The organism is Ligilactobacillus murinus, from assembly GCF_003288115.1.
Classification (GTDB): Bacteria; Bacillota; Bacilli; order Lactobacillales; family Lactobacillaceae; genus Ligilactobacillus; species Ligilactobacillus murinus.
This window is the reverse complement of the sequence record NZ_CP023565.1, coordinates 1,465,989-1,481,671: the sequence shown is the minus strand read 5'-3', so window position 1 is coordinate 1,481,671 and position 15,683 is coordinate 1,465,989. Positions and strand designations below refer to the sequence as shown.

12 protein-coding genes are annotated in these 15,683 nt (G+C 40.9%); 8 read left to right on the top strand and 4 right to left on the bottom strand.

Going from position 1 to position 15,683, the window contains the following annotated elements:
* Positions 1-11 precede the first annotated feature (11 nt).
* Entirely contained in the window at positions 12-974 is a 963-nt protein-coding gene (locus tag CPS94_RS07395; RefSeq protein ID WP_004048827.1) for an IS30 family transposase, read from the bottom strand.
* Between the two features lie 516 nt (positions 975-1,490).
* Between CPS94_RS07395 and CPS94_RS07390 the strand changes: the two genes are divergently transcribed.
* Entirely contained in the window at positions 1,491-4,523 is a 3,033-nt protein-coding gene (locus tag CPS94_RS07390) for a mucin-binding protein (protein WP_112286452.1), read from the top strand.
* Between the two features lie 220 nt (positions 4,524-4,743).
* Positions 4,744-5,568, top strand: coding sequence for a mucin-binding protein (locus tag CPS94_RS07385; protein ID WP_112194266.1), 825 nt, complete (start codon positions 4,744-4,746; stop codon positions 5,566-5,568).
* A gap of 88 nt (positions 5,569-5,656) precedes the next feature.
* Here the strand turns inward: CPS94_RS07385 and CPS94_RS07380 are convergent, their stop codons facing one another.
* The 3 genes from CPS94_RS07380 to CPS94_RS07370 all read right to left on the bottom strand — a co-directional run bounded on the left by CPS94_RS07380 (position 5,657) and on the right by CPS94_RS07370 (position 7,175).
* Entirely contained in the window at positions 5,657-6,007 is a 351-nt protein-coding gene (locus tag CPS94_RS07380; protein WP_004050023.1) for a helix-turn-helix domain-containing protein, read from the bottom strand.
* Between the two features lie 187 nt (positions 6,008-6,194).
* Positions 6,195-6,710 (bottom strand): GNAT family N-acetyltransferase, encoded by a 516-nt coding sequence (locus CPS94_RS07375; RefSeq protein ID WP_112194268.1) that lies wholly within the window; start codon positions 6,708-6,710, stop codon positions 6,195-6,197.
* Between the two features lie 12 nt (positions 6,711-6,722).
* Entirely contained in the window at positions 6,723-7,175 is a 453-nt protein-coding gene (locus CPS94_RS07370) for a MarR family transcriptional regulator (RefSeq protein ID WP_112194270.1), read from the bottom strand.
* Between the two features lie 158 nt (positions 7,176-7,333).
* On the opposite strand from CPS94_RS07370, the gene CPS94_RS07365 reads away from it, so the two are divergent.
* The 6 genes from CPS94_RS07365 (at position 7,334) to adhE (ending at position 15,600) form a co-directional block, all read left to right on the top strand.
* Positions 7,334-8,152 carry a Cof-type HAD-IIB family hydrolase gene (locus tag CPS94_RS07365; RefSeq protein WP_238145332.1) on the top strand — a complete coding sequence of 273 codons (819 nt, stop codon included), beginning with the start codon at positions 7,334-7,336 and terminating at the stop codon, positions 8,150-8,152.
* A gap of 15 nt (positions 8,153-8,167) precedes the next feature.
* Positions 8,168-8,590: a hypothetical protein gene (locus CPS94_RS07360; protein WP_112194272.1), complete on the top strand. Its 423-nt coding sequence runs from the start codon at positions 8,168-8,170 to the stop codon at positions 8,588-8,590.
* A gap of 73 nt (positions 8,591-8,663) precedes the next feature.
* On the top strand, positions 8,664-10,895 hold the full coding sequence (locus CPS94_RS07355; protein WP_112286451.1) for a heavy metal translocating P-type ATPase: 2,232 nt from the start codon (positions 8,664-8,666) through the stop codon (positions 10,893-10,895).
* A 15-nt stretch (positions 10,896-10,910) separates the two neighbouring features.
* Positions 10,911-11,105 carry a heavy-metal-associated domain-containing protein gene (locus tag CPS94_RS07350; protein ID WP_004050031.1) on the top strand — a complete coding sequence of 65 codons (195 nt, stop codon included), beginning with the start codon at positions 10,911-10,913 and terminating at the stop codon, positions 11,103-11,105.
* Between the two features lie 125 nt (positions 11,106-11,230).
* Entirely contained in the window at positions 11,231-12,514 is a 1,284-nt protein-coding gene (locus tag CPS94_RS07345; protein ID WP_112194276.1) for a hypothetical protein, read from the top strand.
* Positions 12,515-12,909: 395 nt separating this feature from the next.
* Positions 12,910-15,600, top strand: a complete 2,691-nt coding sequence (gene adhE / locus CPS94_RS07340) for a bifunctional acetaldehyde-CoA/alcohol dehydrogenase (protein WP_112194278.1) — start codon at positions 12,910-12,912, stop codon at positions 15,598-15,600.
* Positions 15,601-15,683 lie beyond the last annotated feature (83 nt).

The following is a 15,683-nucleotide window of genomic DNA, read 5'->3' as shown; positions in this document are numbered from 1 at the left end:
GTCAAATTAAGTTAGAAAAAAACTACATGCTCATTTGTAATGTACTTCATGAATACTTCTAGTGGGGTTTTGTAGTTTAAACTTTTACGTGGAATATTGTTTCTATAGCTAGCTACTTGTTGGACATAGTCAGTGGGGAGATCACTGAGATTCATATCTTTTCCTAGTCCGTCTTTCCTAAGTAATCCATTCGTATGTTCATTTAGTGCACGTTGGTTAGGAGCACCTACATCGGCAAAGTAGGTACTGATATCATGCTTATTAGCGATATCTTTCCACTTAGAAAATTCCTTACCATTATCAAAAGTGATCGATTTAAAGAGTCCTTTAGGAGTAACAGAAAGTAAAGCATCAAGTTTCTCAAAGATAGCTTTATCCGTCTTATGGCGTGTATTCAAAATGATGACAGCCTTAGACTTTCGTTCAACTAATGTCATTACTGCACCACGATGTTTTTTACCTTGGATCGTATCAGCTTCAAGATGTCCAAATTCATTATGGTAGTTGGGATAGTCCTGATGCCGCTCTGAAAGAGCCCGACCTAGTCGTCCAGCTTTTCCACGGCGTTCAACGTAACCATTTGGATGTCTTTTTCCTTTCATTGGGAGCGAGGTCACATCTAAAACGTTAGAACGCTTGAAGATGCGATAAAGCGTACGCATTGAGCAACTGATATGTTTTTCATTACGTCCGATGATCGTATCAGGAGTCCAACCTAGACTAACTTTTTCCTTGATGTACTCAAGCTCATCATTAGGTAATACGATGAGTTTACGGCCGGATTTAGATTTATTAGCCCGATAGTTTTCATAGTATTCAGAGATCGAATTCCCAGCATCTAAAAAACGATATACTCGATAAATAGTTTCAGCACTACGTTTTAAGGTTTTAGCTACAATATAGGCTTTAACACCTTGATTCCAAAAATTTTGTATGAAGGACAGTTCGCTTATGGTAAGATGATTATAGGTCATTTGTGATTTTCCTTTACTTTTGTTTGTTGGTACTCAAAAGTCTATCACAAATGGCTTTTTATTTTTCTAACTTAATTTTACAAACTGCGTCACTTAAAGACCGAGGCGACAACAGAAAGTTCAAGTGTACCAACTAAAGAAGTTGAGTTAACTTCAGGTACTGAAACTCAAGCTAAAGAAGCTAAGACCACACCAGTAGCTGACGCTAAGGCTCAAGTTACTGAAGATGTCAAAGAACAAGCTCCAACGCAAACGGTAACTGCTAAAGAAACTAGTGAAGCACCAACTAGCCTCGAAAATCAAACGGTTGCACCAGCTACTGAAGATGAAGCCAGTGAGACTCAGCCATTTAACGTTGAAAAACAAGCTGAGCCCCAAGCAAATGTTGATCTAACGGATAGTAAAGTTGCTTATGCAGCAACACCAACTAAAGCCCAAGATCAACAAGAAGAAGGTTTTAGTGTTACTGATCCTGATTATTCTAAATATTCTTATGCAGGGACAAACCTTCAAACGTTGATCGACGATTTTAAGATCGACTACCAAAATAGTGAATATGTTTTCCAATGGATCGCATCGACCAATGGAGAAAGTGGGATCGTCTTTACCGTTGATCGTGGTAAAGATGCTGATGGCAATGTTATTTTAACTAATAATGGTAGTTTTAATGCGTATGAATATCATACGGTCCACCGTAGCTGGTCGATTTTGGGAAATCACACGACAGAAGTTGAGCGAAAGAAGTATGTTATCCGTTATGGAGATAATAAACTTTATATAGGACATATTATTAACGATGGATCTAGAAATACGATCACGGTCGATCATTTTTATACTAAAAATGAAACTCCTTATACGCCAGTATTTGTTGGCGGCCATAGTGGGATCGAGGAAAATAGTGGCAATGGTTATGGAGTACTAAGTATTTATACCCCACAAGTTGTTGAACAAAAAGCCAAGATCAACAATGGTGAAGTCTATAAGACACAAACTGGTTTAACAGGGCAACACTATACGACGGGGATCCCAAAGAATGCCAAGGTAGAAAAAGGTAAATTCTTATACGCTAAAAACAGTCAAGGAACGATGTCTGAATTCCATAAGGGTGTTGTTTTAGTCAATAATTACCATGATGGTGTGACTGTTGTATATAAAGAATTAGAGAATCAGGGGACTATGGAAGTTAATGTTTATGACAATTCTAAATATCCTGTTGATAAATATACTATGAAAGTGGGGGAGACAAGAGAGTATGGGAACGTTACTATTGCCAACCCTTACGTCCAACAAACTACTGATATCACATATGAATATCGTAAGTTAGGTAGTGTTGAGCTTTATGATGAAAATGGCAATTATCTAGACCAAAAACAATATGTCAACGATGCAAATGATGCGGCTAAGGCAAGTTTGCCAAAGATTCCCAAAGAATTTACTCGAGGTAATATTGAATACACTTTGGTAAAAGCAAAAGATCTTCCTAGCGATCTAAGTAGATCGATCAAATATATCTATCGTGGTATTGAAACAAAGGTAACTCAAGATACTTACACTTTAACGACGGAATTTGTTAATGAAAATGGCAAAGAACTTAAAGCCGCTGAACCACAAACGATCACTTGGACAACGACGACTAAGCGCGATATCCATACAAACAAAATTACCAAGCAGACTTCTCCAAGTAAAGAGAGCTATGCTGCAGTAAATAGCCCGGTGATCTTAGGCTATTATGCAACAACGACGAAGTTAAGTGGCCAAAAAGCTGAACCAAAAAATACTACACAAAAGATCATTTACCATAAATTGGGCAAGATCATTGCTCAAGACAGCCAAGGCAACATTTTAACGACTGTTGACTATGAAAATGCTGCTGCTGATGCAACTAAGATCAAAGAGATCGTTGCTCCAACGATCAAAGGCCATCATGTAAAAGGTGAAGTCATTCAACCAAGTGATCTAGGTCAGGATACAGTGCTCAATTATGGTCAAGATACTCAAGTTGCACAAATCAAGTATTGGGATGAGACCGCTCAAAAGTATATTACTGATGCTCAAGGCGACGATTTAGAAACAATCGAAACTGGAGCTCACAATACTGAGATCTCTCATAAAAAGGTAACTGAACAGATCCACGCTTTGAAAGCTAAGGGCTATGAATATGATGTTACAGATCAGAGGTTTTCGAGAGTCTATTTTGATGATGATGATTCAAAAATACAGACATTTACAGTCAAATTAGTGCATGGTATGCAAGCGGAAATCGAATCTAAGCACATCACACGTGAGGTCCATATCCACCATCCTAAACAAGAAAAAGAAGTTGTACCGCAAACGGCTACTTTGACGCGAAATGTTACACGTGACAAGGTAACTGATGAGGTCAGTCCAACGAGTGCTTGGAATTTTGCTAACTTTGAGGAAGTAGACTTACCATCGCACAAGGGATATAAGATCGACGAAACACCAGCTGAGATCCAAAATGGTAAAGTCGTTGCTAAAACAGTCGCACCTGATGAAGAAGATGGCAAAAAGATCGCTGTTAAGTATATACCACTAGAACAACATGCTTTAGTCAAATATGTGGACGACAGCAATGGAACGCTTTTAGCTGAAGAAGCTATCCAAGGTGTGACCGATGCAGCGATCGAACATACAAATGATGAGAAGATCGCAACATATCGAGCTAAAGGCTATGAACTAGTCTTTGATGAGTTGGCAAATGAAAGTGACCCGCATTTCAATGCTGAAGATGAAGCTCAAGTCTACACGGTTCATTTGAAACACGGGTCTAAAGTGGTCAAAGTCGATCCAAGTAATGTAAATAGCCAAAAAGAAGTCAAACGGATGATCATTGTGAATTCACCAGATGGAACTAAGACAACTAAGGTCCAAACAGTTGTCTTTACCCGTGATGGCTTAAAAGATCTTGTAACTGGTAAAATTTCTTACCCAGATTGGGATGAAATTGCAACAAAAGCCTTTCCACAAGATGACGTACCACAATATTTAGGTTATACTTCAATAGTAGCTGGAAGAAAACAAACGACAATTGCTGCCAGAAACGTTCGGCCAACTGATGCTGACCAAGAGATCGAAGTCAGCTATGTTGCACGACCAAGTAAGCAAGTTATTACCTATCAAGACGAAAATGGCAACCAGATCAAGACCCAGGTCGTTACTGGTCGTACGGGTGAAACGGTAAAATTAGTGCCAGTTCTTCCTGATGGTTGGGAATTGACTGCTCCTGATAGCTTCCCTGAAAAGGTGACATTTGCACCAGAAGAAAATCAAGTATTGGTCATCACAGTTAAGCGGATCACAACGACCGCCAGCGCTAAAACTGAAACGAGCGGTGAAAACCCTGAGCTAGCTAAGCAAGAAGTTGTAAATGATACAACTGGTGTCACAACTAATGAAAAAAATGAAGCAACCCTTCCACAATTGGGTGAAAGCGATAGTGAAGCTTTAGCAGTTAGTTTATTAGGTTTAGTAACAGCAGCCTTTTCTTTGTTTTATTTTGGCAAAGAGAGAAGAAAGACTGATAACTAAAAAGAAATGCTCGATGGATAGTAGTACTTTTAGTTAGCCATCAAAGGGACCACCTTAGATGATCTAGTCACCTATGGCGGTCTCTTTTAGTTTTAGGGGTTGAATTAGAATTTTTAGAAATTTTTCTGACGGTATTGCCGTCAAGTATCAAAAAGTAGCGGCAACTGCACAAACAACATTTGAATTTGTCGATCCGCGTGATCTAAAAACACCAGTCACGATGTATTCGTACAAGACAAAAAAATTAGTAACAAGTGGGGTATTGGTCGCTGATGAAGTTCAGGAATTTGAACAGGTCAAGATGCTAGTTGGGCATATGTATCATCGAACAAAGCGTAAATTTAAGGTGATCGATCCGTATCGCAAGGGCCCTTTAGCAAAAGAAATGCTTGAATTGCGTGATGATCGGGGCAATATGTTGGGAGAAATACCTTGTCAAAGAATCACACACGGTCATGTGCTCGTGATCCCAACGATTTTTTCCAAAAACGATGAATACTATACCTTAAAGGAAGTCACGACTTTGTTAAGAAATGGTCAAAAGAAAACGATCGCCGAATACGAACTAGCTGAAGTCACTGAATCGTTGAATAAGACAACGTTGACGACGCACTTTGTGACTATAGCTGGTCAGCAGCTTTGCCGAGCAGATAAACAGACGATCACCTGGAAGACGCTCAAGTACCGAGACGTTAAAACCAATCGTTCTTGGAGTGGTTCAAGTATTCCAGAAGAATCAAATTATTTAGCGGTCAAAAGTCCTTTGATCATGGGATATGTAGCGCAAACGGCGGGGTTAGGACCAGCTAGCTTGAAAGCTAAAGAACAACAGATCGTCTATCAAAAATTAGGTAAGATCATTGCGATCGATAATGGTGGTAATATTTTAGGTACCAAAAAATATTGCAACGATCGCACCGATCCTACACGGGCTGCTGAGACCTTTTTACCATATATCAAGGGTTATCATCGTGCGATCAAAGATGAAGCGATCTTGCCTAGTGATCCAAGTTGTGATATTTTTATTAAATATCTAGCCAATTGATAAAGTAAACAAGCGCGTTTGACAATGCAGTCAGCGTTGGGTAAATAAAGAGAGCCTTGCCATGATCTTATCGTGGTAAGGCTCTCTTTTATCTGTAGATCATTTTGAAATCATCGAGCAATAGCAAAATATGCTGGCTGATGCTTTCGCAGTCAGGGCGATCTAGCGTCTGTAACTCATGAATGAGCTGCAATGAGCTGGGGGTCAAATGTGCTAATGAGATATTGCTTTCTTCTTGAAGCAATTCTGAGATCGAGATCTCAAGTGCCCGACAGATCGCATTTAGTTTTAAAATACTGATGTTTTTCTTCTGACCACGTTCTAATTTAGAGATAAAATTGATCGAAAGATCGCTGTATTCAGCTAATTTTTCCTGCGTTAAATTAGCTTTGATACGTTGCTTTCTGATTTTTTCACCAATCTGCAAGTCATTATCCATGGAATATTACCCCTTTACTGCAAGGAAATCATCTACATGGATAATAAAGATAGTATTAATATATTAACACGATATATAGTAACTTAATTTCTGAGTTCCCAAGCAAATAACTGTACTATAATAATATAGATTTATTTTTTAGACTAAAAAAGTTAATATTTTCACCAAATACCAACTTTTTGCTATGTTAAATATTTTTGACCATGATAAGGTCAGTTTGTTCGTCAGCTCCCATAAAAAATGAGTGCGAGCCGTGATGAGTAAAACCCATTTTTTCGTAGAAAGCAAGGGCGGGATAATTTTTCTCCCATACACCAAGCCAGATCGTGCTACAATTTTCTTCTTGAGCAAGCTTGAGCGCTTCTTGGAATAAAAAACGGCCTACCCCATGGCGCTTGAAGGCTGATCTGATGTAGATGCGTTCGATCTCAAGGGCGTTAGGGGCAACTTGTTCACTTTGGGCCTCATTTAAGTTGAGCTTTAAATAGCCAGCAAGTTGTCCATCCAAGTAAGCAAAGTAAAATTGTGAGTTAGGGTCATTTAACTCGGCGGTCAATTTACTGAGATCATAGGCTGTTTTTAAGTAATCTGCTAGGTCTTGAGCGCTGTTTTGGTCTTTAAAAGTATCGCTAAAAGTTTCAATGCTTAGCTTTTGCAGGGTTTCAACTTCAGCTACAGTGATGTGTTTTAATGTTTTAGTCATGATTTTTTACTCCTAGTAATTTCGTTTTTGGCCTTTTTTGACGATCTCCCAATCTTTTTCGATGTTACGGCGGACTTGTTGCAATAGTTGTTGCAATTGCACTTGTTGTTTTGTGGTCAAATGCCTTAGTGCCGTTTGTTCTGAGTAGTTATGCTCGGCACGAAGCATAGGGTAGAGCTGGGCTCCTTTTTTAGTTACAAAAAGGGGTTTATTTTTTTTGTTGTCAAGTTGAGTACGGCGTTCGATCAAACCGTTGGCGACTAGTTTTTTGATCGCTCGTGAAGCCGTGGTCTTATCGACTTTGAGGTAATTAGCCAACTCTTCTAAGATGATCCCAGGCTGTTCGTAGATCCTGACCAAGTAGAGATATTGTCCCTTGGAGAGTTTTAGGTCTTTAAATTCAACACTACTGATCGAATCTAAAGCGCGGGCGATCGTGCCGAGCTCACGTAAGATCTCTGTCATTTTGAGCACTTCCTTTTGCTCTAGTATATTTTGGTTTTGTTGTAAATGCAACTATTTTTTGAAAAGGGAAATGAAATCGTTAAAATGGTATAATAGCTCTTGAACAATTAGAAATGAAGGGCATGTGACGTACTGATGTCACATAGTAGGTGAGCATTTTGGATATAAAGATGGTAGCGATCGATATCGATGGTACGTTGGTCAATGATCACAAGCAGATCGGTGAAAAAACTAAAGCAGCGATCAAACAAGTACGCAAACAAGGTGTTTATGTGGTCTTATGTACGGGACGGCCATTGTCTGGGGTCAAAGATTATTTAGAAGAATTAGCCTTGGTGGGAGAAGATAACTATGCGATCACCTTTAATGGGGCTAAAGCACAGGTCACAGGTACAGGTAAAGCGATCTTTGAAAATCTCTTATCTCCTGAACAAGTAGCTCATTTGGATCAAGTAAGTCATGAACTCCAGATCAGAGGTCAGATCGTCATGCCAAATTCTGAAGTTATTACGACTTTTAAAAATATCAGTCCGTATACCGTACTCGATGCGTTCTATACAAAAATGCCACTTTATTATTGTGAGCCAGAAAAATTAGCCACACACTCGGCAGCAGCTAAATATATGTGGGTCGATGAACCAGAAGTGATCACAGCTAAGCTCAAGGACTTAGATCCAGAAGTGATCGCGGATAAGTATACGGTTCTTAGTGCGCCGTGGTTCTTTGAGATCATGCATTCGAAAGCGCATAAAGGTGCAGCCGTGCTCGAATTAGGCAAGTATTTAGGCCTAACTAAAGATCAGATCATGGTTTTAGGCGATGAAAATAACGATCTGACAATGTTTGAAGCGGCTGGATTTGGAGTCGCGATGGGTAATGCTAATGATCAGATCAAAGAACTTGCCAGTGCGGTCACAGCTGATAATGATCATGATGGTGTTGGTGTGGCCCTTGAAAAATATGTATTAAAGAATTAGAAGGGAAGTAGTGAGATGGGAATTGTTGGTGAATTTTTACTCCATAGATGGTATGTTTTTGTGATCGCCATCTTATATTGGATCGTGATGAAATATCTAGGCAAAGGGACACGTTTTGCCCGCGAAGCAAGCCAAGTGTCAGCTACTTTGCAGATCTTGTTTTTACTCGTTTATACAGGATCAGCGTTATGGTTGTTAGCTTCAGGGACGGCTGCTAGTCAAGCCTTTACTTTATTTACGCTGGTGGTCAATATTGGCGGTGTCGTGTTAGTTTTACCGCTGTTTTTGTTGATCTTGTATCGTTTATGTACTGCTAAATTTTTAGCAAGATTTCCTGAATGGGGCAAGAATTTATTTCGTTTAGTTTGCTTTGCCTTGTTAGGCTTTTTCTCTTACCCTGTTTTGGCAGTAGTCGTGACGTTATATTATGGCTGGTAAAATGAGCGTTTTAGTATCACCTTAAGTTTATTTTGTGATAAACTACATCTGTAAACGATTAGAGGTGAGACAGATGGAAAAAGACAATTTTGCGATCGAAGGGATGGTTTGTGCCAGTTGTGCGCAAACGGTCGAAAAAGCAGTAGCACAACTGCCGGATGTGACTGATGTTTTTGTCAATTTGGCAACAGAGAGCATGCAAGTTGAACATGGATCTCAGGTCAGTGTGCAAAAGATCATGCAGGCGGTCAAAAATGCCGGTTATGTAGCGACTTTGTCTAATACACTTGATCAAGCTGAATTTGAAGCAAAGCAGGCCCAGACTAAAGCTCGTTTATTACATAAAAAACGACAAATGATCGGTGCTTTGATCTTTGCAGGCGCATTGCTTTTAGTGGCGATGGGACCAATGATGGGTCTAGCATTTCCACACTTTTTAGATGGGATGCATGCTCCTAAAAGTGCTAGTCTGATCCAGCTAGCCTTAGTTTTACCAGTATTGTGGTTTGGCAAAGACTACTTGACCACAGGCGCTAAAGCATTATTTGCCCGACATCCTAATATGGATTCGTTAGTCTTAGTAGGAAGTGGGGCAGCGCTTTTGTACAGTTTGGTAAATACTTATCTGGCTGTGGTAACAGAGCAACACCATGATCTTTACTATGAGGCAGCAGGAATGATCATTGCCCTTGTCATGTTAGGCAAGTACTTTGAAGATCTCTCAAAGCAAAAGACTAATTTTGCCGTGACCTCGCTTTTGACATTGGTGCCCAAAAAAGCCTTGTTAGTCGTAGCCAAGGGACAGACCAAAGAAGTACCGGTCGCAGAACTTAAAGTCGGTGATACCTTTTTGGTTCAGGCAGGGCAAAGTATTCCCGTTGATGGTATCGTTTTGGCTGGCGAGACGACGGTCGATGAATCGATGTTGACGGGTGAGAGCTTGCCGGTCGCCAAAAGATCTGGTGATCTAGTGAATGCTGGCACGGTCAGCCAAGTTGGTCAATTGACCTGTCGTGCAACGCGGATCGGAAGTCAAACGGCACTTTCACAGATCATAGCCTTGGTCGCCAAAGCCCAGGGTTCAAAAGCACCGATCGCGCGGCTAGCTGATCGAATAGCTGGCTATTTTGTGCCAGTGATCATGGGGATCGCAACTTTAGGTGCACTGGCGTGGTTTTTGACGGGACATTCGTTAGGCTTTAGTTTGACGATCTTTGTTTCGGTCTTAGTGATCGCTTGTCCGTGTGCATTAGGGTTAGCGACCCCGACTGCGATCATGGTCGGGACCGGCAAAGCGGCCAAAGCGGGGATCTTGTTCAAAAATGGGACAGCTTTAGAACAGCTATCTCAAGTGACAACAGTAGTCTTAGATAAGACAGGAACGATCACCCAAGGTAAGCCAGCGGTGACTGATGTTTTGGCTAAACCCGGGCTAAAGCGAGCAACGATCTTACAACTAGCAGCTAGCCTAGAATTTTATGCAAAGCACCCATTAGCCCATGCGATCTTGCAGGCGTCAACTGCTGAAACGTTACCTGTTAGTGACTTTGAGACTTTACTTGGACTGGGCTTAACGGCTAAGGTCAATGGTTTGACCTATTTTTTGGGTAACGATAAACTTTTAGCCAAACAAAAGCTTTCAACCGAAATACCATTGTTAAAACAGGCCCGAGCTTTGACGCAAGGTGGCAAAACAGTGATGTTTTTGAGCACTGAAAAAGACCTTTTAGGTGTGATCGCTGTTCAAGATCCACTAAAGCAAGATAGTCGCCATGCGATCGCACAACTACACAAGTTAGGGGCAAAGACTGTGATGTTGACGGGGGATAATGAAAAGACCGCTCGTGCGATCGCTAAACAAGTCCAGATCAGTGAAGTGATCAGTGATGTCTTGCCAGCTGATAAAGCAAAGGTCGTCTTAGAATTACAAGCTAAAGGACAAAAGGTCGCGATGGTCGGTGATGGGATCAATGATGCGCCAGCTTTAGCCAATGCGAATGTCGGAGTTGCGATCGGCAATGGGACTGATGTGGCGCTCGATTCGGCTGATGTTGTTTTGATGAATTCAGATCTCAGTTCACTAGCCCAAGCGTTATTGTTGAGTCACAAGACTTTGGTCAACATCAAAGAAAATCTCTTCTGGGCTTTTTTTTACAACTGTCTCGGTATTCCAGTCGCTTTAGGTGTCTTGACGCTTTTTGGTGGTCCGCTGCTTGACCCAATGCTCGCTGCTTTGTGCATGAGTTTTAGTTCGGTATCAGTTGTTTTGAATGCTTTGCGGTTGAACCGCGTAAAATTAAACTAAGTGAGGATGATAGTAATGGAAAAACATACAGTAAAAGTTGAAGGTATGAAATGTGAAGGTTGCGCTAAGAAAGTGCGGGAAAGTTTAAGCCGTGTTGTGAAAAATGTTAAGGTCGACTTGGAAAAGAAAACGGCTGAATACATCGGGGATGAAACGATCGATGGTTTGAATCAAACTTTGGATGGAACGCCATATTCAGTCAGCAAATAGCTATTTGTTAAGATGTTGGTATTTTTGCCAACATCTTATTTTTTCTTGTATATCTTTTACGAGCAGTGGTTTAGAATAGAGATGTGGGCGAAAAATTTAGTAAATTAAGAAAGGGGGGTCTGCCGATGCATGATTATCGCAAAGAAGTACAGCAATTGCTCGATGTGATGGGGAATAGTGAGCAGGAGCTAATTCTTGGTGCTAAAGCGATCCAGTTGATCTTACAAATGGCAGCTAAGGGAAATTCAGCTCAAGGGATCGAAGAAAAGCAAGCATCAGTAACACCTGAAGTAAAAGAAGACGAAGAGGAGGGTCCGCAGGCTCGGCCTGAAGTAGAATCTGATTTAAAATCAAAACTAGTAGCAAAAGATGAAAAGGAGCCTAGACCATTGGTTCAAAAAGCTGAACCAATGGTAGATAGACCGACTGATGTAAGTAAAGAAAAGGCTAAAATAGATCGGACTTCGCAGACATTGCAAACTTTGTTGAGTGAAAAAGGTGACAGTCAAGCGTTAGATAATTGGGTGCAAAAAGACCCCAAGATCTTTGAGCGCTTATTTGATATGGTAATGGTCTATAAAGTTTCAACGCGTCGGATCGGTTTTAAAGCCTATAATAAAAACAATAAAGAATTGAGATTTAGAGAGACGATCCGGAATCAATTCAATCCTAAAAATGGTGATGCGATCTTGGTCAGCAACGCCCATACGGAGTCACCTCGAATCACAAAATTGATCAGACGACCAGCTGAGTCGTATTATCCTAATACAGTGACCTTTGATCGTGGGGTAGTTGAGGTCAACGCTGATAATGAACTGATCGTTAAACGCAATGTAAGTGGGAAAAAGCTTCGAGTCGATGGTGAATTGTTTGAGTACAAGCTCCCAGCTCAAGCCTATAATATCCACGAAGGTAGTATCGTGCGGTTGCGTTGGTATGCTAATTCGCATGGTGAACGGCAAAATGAAGATATCTCGCTAGCCTGGGTCTATCCTGAGCGGCAAGAAAAAGTCACCACGCCAGCTCCGAAAAAGGAAAAGGGGCCTAAGCCACAATATCAGCCGACGATCGAATTTGATCTAGAAGGTAGAACAGTCGGGGTCGTTGTTGGGCGTGAATTGTATCGTGATAAATACGAAGCGATCATTGAGGCACATAATGGTAAGATGCTGATGGTCGATGCCTTCTATCATCGCCGTGACCCAGAAAATTATTTCTCACGGCGCTTGAGTGAAGCGGATTATGTGGTCATGGTCCAAAACCAAAATAAACATAATACGAGTTATGCTTTAGCTAAGATCAAGGATCAATTCCAAGGTTTTGCAGTGGCTAAGAACTTGACCGGGATCCAGGTAGAACAAGCTATCTATCGGGCCGTCAAAGGGCTACCGGCATTCGTAGCCGGTTAAAAGGAAAAATAAATGCCGTTAGCATCGTTTGAATAACGCGGGACTCATCTTGATGTGTATTTGCATCATGGTGAGTCCCGTTTTTGCATGGCGAACATGTTATCGTTATAAATAAGATAAAAAGTGCACAAACTACTAGATATTAGTTAAAAAATTTATATAAATCTTGGCAGAGATGCCTAAAAGATATTTTTGGAGTGCTCTCGAACAAAAAGTTAATTTTTATATAAAGTAAGCGCTGTTTGGGTGGAGATATTTCTTGTTTAAGAAAGAGTAAAATAAATTGAAATCGGTATCAATAAGGTTTAATATAGTTAGCGAAAGTATTCACTAAGGATTTATCGAGTGAATTACTAGTCATTTTTAATTTAATTATTTTGGGAGGTTCCAGATAGATGAGCAAAGAAAAGCCAAAGAAAAAAGTATTAACTCCAGAAGAAAAAGAAGCAAAGATGCAAGCAGCGCGCGTTTATACCGATGGCTTGGTCGAAAAAGCGTTAAAGGCAGAACAAGAGTATGCGACCTTTACGCAAGAACAAGTTGATAAGATCGTAGCTGCCGCAGCTTTAGCTGGCTCTGAAGCAGCTTTGACTTTAGCTCACGAAGCAGTCGATGAAACTGGACGTGGGGTAGTTGAAGATAAGGATACTAAAAATCGTTTTGCAACAGAAAATATTTATAACTTGATCAAAAATGAAAAGACAGTCGGTGTCATTTCAGAAGATAAGATCAAGGGCCAAGTTAAGATCGCAGCTCCATTAGGTGTCTTAGCGGGAATCGTCCCAACGACCAACCCAACTTCGACTACAATGTTCAAGGCTTTGATGGCTTTAAAGACGCGTAATGCGATCGTCTTTGCTTTCCACCCCCAAGCACAAAACTGTTCAGTACACGCAGCTAAGGTCATCTATGAGGCAGCATTAGCAGCTGGAGCACCAAAAAATATCATTCAATGGGTCGAAAAACCATCACTTGAAAATACAACTGGCTTGATCCAAAATCCAAAGATCGCATCTATCTTAGCAACTGGTGGTCCAGGAATGGTCAATGCAGCGTTACGCTCAGGTAATCCGTCAATGGGTGTCGGTGCAGGTAACGGGGCGGTTTTTGTCGATCACACAGCCAACTTAGACCGTGCTGTCGAAGACCTTTTGCTGTCTAAGCGTTTTGATAATGGGATGATCTGTGCGACAGAAAACTCAGCTGTTGTTGAAGCACCAGTTTATGACGCTTGGTTACAAAAGATGCAAGAAAAAGGTGCATATTTAGTACCAAAAGAAGACTATGCTAAGATCGAAGATTTCGTCTTTAATGATAATCACGGGGTAAACGGTCCAGTTGCAGGTAAGAGTGCCCGCTGGATCGCAGAACAAGCCGGTGTCTTTTTACCAGAAGATAAAGACGTGATGTTATTTGAATTAGATGCTAAAAACATTGGTGAAAAGTTATCCTCTGAAAAATTATCACCACTCTTGTCCATTTATAAAGCTAAAGACCGCACTGATGGGGTCAAGATCGTTGGTGCCTTGCTAGACTACCAAGGTGCAGGACACAATGCTGCGATCCAGATCGGTTCTCAAACAGATCCATTCATCAATGAATTTGGTGATAAGATCAAATCAGCGCGTATCTTAGTCAACCAACCAGATTCGATCGGTGGGATCGGTGATATTTATACGGATGCATTGCGTCCAAGTTTGACACTCGGAACAGGATCATGGGGGAAAAATTCATTGTCACATAACTTATCAACAGGTGATCTTTTGAATATTAAGACAGTTGCTAAACGTCGCAACCGTCCACAATGGGTACGCTTGCCAGAAAAGATCTACTATGAAAATAATGCGATCTCATATTTACAAGATGAGACAGAAGATATCAAGCGTGCCTTTATCGTAGCCGATCCAGGAATGGTTCAATTTGGCTTTGTGGACAAAGTTTACGATCAATTAGCCGTGCGTGATACGCCAGTGAAGACAGCTCTCTACGGAACCGTAAAACCTGATCCAACATTAGGCCAAACGATCGAGATCGCTCGGCAAATGGCAGAATTTAAGCCAGACACAGTGATCGCGCTTGGTGGTGGATCCTCCTTGGATGCAGCTAAGATCGCACGTTATATCTACGAATACTCCTTAGATCAACCAGCTGGTTTCATGGATAATTACGCTAAAGTCAGCGAATTGTTCTTATTGCTACAACAAAAATTCGTTGATATTCGTAAGCGGATCGTTAAATTCCACCATGCAACAGAAACTAAATTATTTGCGATCCCAACAACATCAGGTACCGGTTCAGAAGTGACACCATTTGCAGTTATCACTGATGATAAGACACATGTGAAGTATCCTTTAGCTGATTACGAATTGACACCACAAGTTGCGATCGTGGACCCAGAGTTTGTAATGACTGTACCAAAACGCACTGTTGCTCTTTCAGGGATCGATACGTTATCCCATGCTTTAGAAGCATATGTTTCGGTAATGTCTTCTGAATTTACTCGTCCATGGGCATTAGAAGCGATCAAGTTAGTCTTTGAAAACTTAGTTGATTCATACAACTTTGATCCAAAGAACCCAACAGCTGCTGGTGAAAAAGCACGTGAGAACATGCATTACGCTGCGACATTAGGTGGGATGGCATTTGCTAATGCCTTCTTGGGTATCAATCACTCGCTTGCACATAAAACAGGTGGAGAATTTGGTTTGCCACACGGTCTATGTATCTCGATCGCTATGCAACCAGTTATCCGCTTCAACGGGGCATCTGGTAAGGTAAAACGTTCACCATATCCACGCTATGAAGTATACCGTGCCCAAAAAGACTACGCTGACATTGCCCGTGCTTTAGGACTTAAGGGCAATAGTGATGCCGAATTAGTTGAAGCATTATGTGCTCGGATCGCGCAGTTGTTCAAAGATCTTGATGTTGAACCTAAGTTATCCGCTAATGGAGTTACCAAGGAACAATTTGAAGGAGCATTGGATGAAATGGTCGATTTGGTTTACAATGATCAATGTACACCAGCTAACCCACGCCAACCATTCTTAGAAGAGATCCGCGAATTATTGTGGGAACAATTTTAATTAAATAACGCAAAAGAGCGAGTTTCAAGTGTCGAAACTCGCTCTTTTTGTTGTGAATAAAAGCTTACCAATTTTTACATAAA

Bases quoted from the DNA above. Each gene is read 5' to 3' on its own strand.
- CPS94_RS07395 (WP_004048827.1), bottom strand. From the start codon at position 974: ATGACCTATAATCATCTTACCATAAGCGAACTGTCCTTCATACAAAAT.
- CPS94_RS07385 (WP_112194266.1), top strand. From the start codon at position 4,744: ATGTATTCGTACAAGACAAAAAAATTAGTAACAAGTGGGGTATTGGTC.
- CPS94_RS07380 (WP_004050023.1), bottom strand. From the start codon at position 6,007: ATGGATAATGACTTGCAGATTGGTGAAAAAATCAGAAAGCAACGTATC.
- CPS94_RS07375 (WP_112194268.1), bottom strand. From the start codon at position 6,710: ATGACTAAAACATTAAAACACATCACTGTAGCTGAAGTTGAAACCCTG.
- CPS94_RS07370 (WP_112194270.1), bottom strand. From the start codon at position 7,175: ATGACAGAGATCTTACGTGAGCTCGGCACGATCGCCCGCGCTTTAGAT.
- CPS94_RS07360 (WP_112194272.1), top strand. From the start codon at position 8,168: ATGGGAATTGTTGGTGAATTTTTACTCCATAGATGGTATGTTTTTGTG.
- CPS94_RS07355 (WP_112286451.1), top strand. From the start codon at position 8,664: ATGGAAAAAGACAATTTTGCGATCGAAGGGATGGTTTGTGCCAGTTGT.
- CPS94_RS07350 (WP_004050031.1), top strand. From the start codon at position 10,911: ATGGAAAAACATACAGTAAAAGTTGAAGGTATGAAATGTGAAGGTTGC.
- CPS94_RS07345 (WP_112194276.1), top strand. From the start codon at position 11,231: ATGCATGATTATCGCAAAGAAGTACAGCAATTGCTCGATGTGATGGGG.
- adhE (WP_112194278.1), top strand. From the start codon at position 12,910: ATGAGCAAAGAAAAGCCAAAGAAAAAAGTATTAACTCCAGAAGAAAAA.